Annotated in this window: 3 protein-coding genes; all 3 read left to right on the top strand. The window is 39.1% G+C overall.

Translation table 11 applies throughout. The features are described from left to right. On the top strand, nt 1–1,319 hold a 1,319-nt coding region (locus Q0L68_RS11895; protein ID WP_296703332.1), incomplete at its 5' end, for a TonB-dependent receptor. A 189-nt stretch (nt 1,320–1,508) separates the two neighbouring features. Continuing rightward, nucleotides 1,509–3,023 carry a peptidase S10 gene (locus Q0L68_RS11890; protein ID WP_296703330.1) on the top strand — a complete coding sequence of 505 codons (1,515 nt, stop codon included), beginning with the start codon at nt 1,509–1,511 and terminating at the stop codon, nt 3,021–3,023. Nucleotides 3,024–3,076: 53 nt separating this feature from the next. Continuing rightward, on the top strand, nt 3,077–3,514 hold a 438-nt coding region (locus tag Q0L68_RS11885; protein WP_296703325.1), incomplete at its 3' end, for a nitroreductase.

The raw sequence follows: 3,514 nt of genomic DNA, 5'->3' as shown, positions 1-3,514 counted from the left end.
CAGGAGGTCTGAACGCTGACCAACTTGCAGCTGATCCAACACAAGCAAGGCCCGGATCAGTCGAACAAAACGCTTCAATTTCTCAACAATCAGTATTTGCTTCTTTTGCTCACTTATATAAGTTTTCTGAAAAAGTTAAAAACAATACAGTTGTCTATTTGAATACCAATGATTTTGAAAATCCTTTCAATCTGGATTATAAAAAGGAATTGGGTTTTGGTTTTGGCGGAAGAACAAAATTTGTCTTTGACACCGAGTTAGGCGGAAAAGAATTAAGGGTTATCGCGGGTGCTGAATACCAAACTAGCTTTACGGACGCACAAAACTTCGGGAATCGAGGTGGTGTAGCCGATACCATACGATTTGCAGATAAACTTCGGGCAACTCAGGGATTCCTTTTCCAGCAAGCAGAGTGGCAAGGATCTGAAAAGCTACTCGTTACTATTGGACTCAGCGAGAATTTCTCAAGTTTTGAAATTGATCGGCAAGTTGATGCTTCTGGAGGTCCCTTGGGATTACAAAGCAGAAAATTCGATCCGATTGTAGTACCAAGGTTGGCATTCAATTATCAGCTAAATCAATTTTCATCATTGTTCAGTAGCTTGAGTAGTGGATTCTCTCCTCCCACCATTGATGAAGTAAGAACGAATGAAGGTAGTTTAAATTTGGATTTGGAGGCTGAAAAAGGCCTAAACACGGAACTTGGATACCGACTTGGAAAAGACCGATTGAATATCGAAGCTACCGCCTTCTATTTCCAGCTGAAACAAACGATCACAACTTACACCAATGAACAAGGAGTTGTACTTTTCAGAAATGCAGGAGCCACAGATCAAAAAGGAATTGAGTTAGGTGCTGATTATGCAATCCTTCAAAACAATCAAGGTCTTTTTCAAGATCTGAAAATCGGAACAGCTTTTACGGGTCACTACTTTACATTTAAAGATTATCAAAAACAGGATAACGACTATTCAGGAAATGATCTTACCGGAGTTTCACCAAACACTTTGGTCAGTAGAGTTGATCTACGAACATCCCTTGGTTTTTATTTGAATTTGACCCATCAATTCACCGATGGAATTCCTTTGAATGATGCCAATACGGTATATCAAGATGCCTATAATTTGGTCAACTTACGGTTTGGCTGGGCAAAGTGGATAGGAAAAGCTTGGGAACTGGAAGCTTTTGCAGGAATTGATAATTTACTGGATGAAAGCTATTCGCTGGGGAATGATCTTAATCCATTTGGAGGAAGGTATTACCAGCCCGCCCCAACAAGGAATTGGTATGGAGGAATGAAACTTGCCTTCAATTATTAAAATTGATTATTATTCTCAATGATGTCAGTTGACTTAATTTCTTTGTTATAAAAGACGGCAGACAGGTGACGGCAGACCGAAGTGGCCTAAAACTAGGTCCAAACTTATTCTTAGCTACTTTGGGATTTTTACTTGTTGAAAGGCTTATATCCAAATAAAGTATATTTTAGAATCTTAAAACCACCAAATATGAAAACGATTCTTTCGATTTTTGCAATACTCTTTTCTTTCAGCTTCGTTGCAATTGCCCAAGATGAAAACCCAGAATCAAAAGAAGTCACGAGAGATCCCCTGAAGTTTGAGAAAGCAATGTCCGGAACTTTTAATGGGCAGAGAGTTGACTATAAAGCAGTTGTTAGTGAAACTTTTCTTCGAAATACAAAAGGAGAAGTTACAGCTGGATTATGGAGTACAGCATATATCAGAACTGGAGTTGACTCATCTAAAAGACCGGTAACCTTTATTTTTAACGGAGGCCCAGGATCTGCATCTTTTTGGCTGCACATGGGATTCTTTGGGCCAAAGGTGGTAAAAACAGATAGTGAGGCAACAATTGATGATGGATCTGCTCCTTATACTTTTGTCGATAATCCACAAGCATTGTTGGATATCACCGATTTGGTTTTCATTGACCCGATTGGAACAGGATTTAGTCAAATAGAAGGAGTTGGAAAAAATGAAGACTTCTGGGGATTAAATGAAGATGCAAGATCTATTGCTCAATTTATGAGAACTTGGGTTACAAAACACGGAAGATGGCAAGCACCTAAGTTTATTGCTGGTGAAAGTTTTGGAACTACCAGAGCTGCAAAAATCGCTGAAGTTTTAGAAGGAGGTGGTCAAACTATGGCGATCAATGGAATTATCTTAATTTCTCAAGCTTTGGATTATGCCGGTTCCTCCTCTTGGGAAGATAATTTGACATCTTTTTTTACCTACCTACCTTCGATGGCTGCCACAGCTTGGTATCACAAAAAAGCTGGAGAGGGGAAAGAACTAGAAACCTTTGTACAAGAAGCCAGAGAATTTGCTTATGGTGATTATTTAAACTCCTTGTTCATGGGAGAAAAACAAAGTGAGGCAGAAAAATCCAACATCGCTGATCGTTTAGTTTATTTCACCGGTTTGGACAAAGATTTTATTCTTCAGTCAGATAATCAGATTTTGATGCATCGATTTAAAAAGGAACTTCTTCGTGATCAAGGAAAAGCGATTGGTACCTTGGATGGGAGATACTTGGCTACAGAAACTGATAAAGCTGCGGAAGGGCCGGTTTTAGGAGACCCTAGTAGTTATATGACCGGAGCTGCATATACGGCAACTTGGAATGATTATATGACAAGAGAGCTAGGTGTAGAAATGGATCGCCCTTATTATTCATCCGCAGTAGCAATGGGAGGAAATTGGAATTGGAAACCTGTACCAGATGGTGCTTATTGGGAACCGAGCTATGTGAGTACTGCGAGATCATTAAGTGAAGCGATGCACAGAAATACTGCGATGCAAGTAATGGTAGCCAATGGATATTATGATTTGATCACTCCATTTTTTGACGCGGAATTTACTTTTGCTAGACATAATTTTCCTCAGGAAAGAATAGAAATGAAATACTACGAGGCAGGTCACATGATGTATAACCATCAGGAAGATTTCGATGCCTTGTCAAAGGATATTCGAGAATTCTTGACAAAACTCATTAAGTAATGAACTTTAAGCTTTCATTATTCGATTTGAGATAAAGAATAAAATCAATCAACATGGAAAGACCTGATTTCAACATTGAAGAAGTCAACAAAATCATTCGTGGACGCAGATCCATGTTTGTCGCACAATTTAAAGAGAACGACCCAATCGATGACAGCATCATCGAAGAGATGCTTGAAAATGCTAGATGGGCGCCAACACATAAACTAACACAACCTTGGAGGTTTATTGTCTACAAGGGAGAAGGCTTAAAAACTTTCGGAAAATATCAAGCGGAAATGTATAAGATGAGAGCCGAAAAGAATGGAACACCATTCATTGAAGCTACTTATGACAAATTCCTGAGCAACCCTCAGAAAGCATCTCATGTTATTGCAATCTTGATGAAGCGATCAGAAGGAATTCCATTGATGGAAGAAATTTCTTCCGTAGCAATGGCTGTTCAAAATATGTATCTGACTGTTTCAGCACATGGATTGGCTGGATACTGG

This window comes from Algoriphagus sp., from assembly GCF_024642405.1.
In the GTDB taxonomy this organism is placed as follows: Bacteria; Bacteroidota; Bacteroidia; order Cytophagales; family Cyclobacteriaceae; genus Algoriphagus.
Note: the sequence above shows the minus strand (reverse complement) of the source record. Positions and strands in the feature narration are given on the sequence as shown.

What these genes read in the sequence shown, in the direction of transcription:
- Q0L68_RS11890 (WP_296703330.1), top strand. Translation starts at nt 1,509, where the DNA reads ATGAAAACGATTCTTTCGATTTTTGCAATACTCTTTTCTTTCAGCTTC.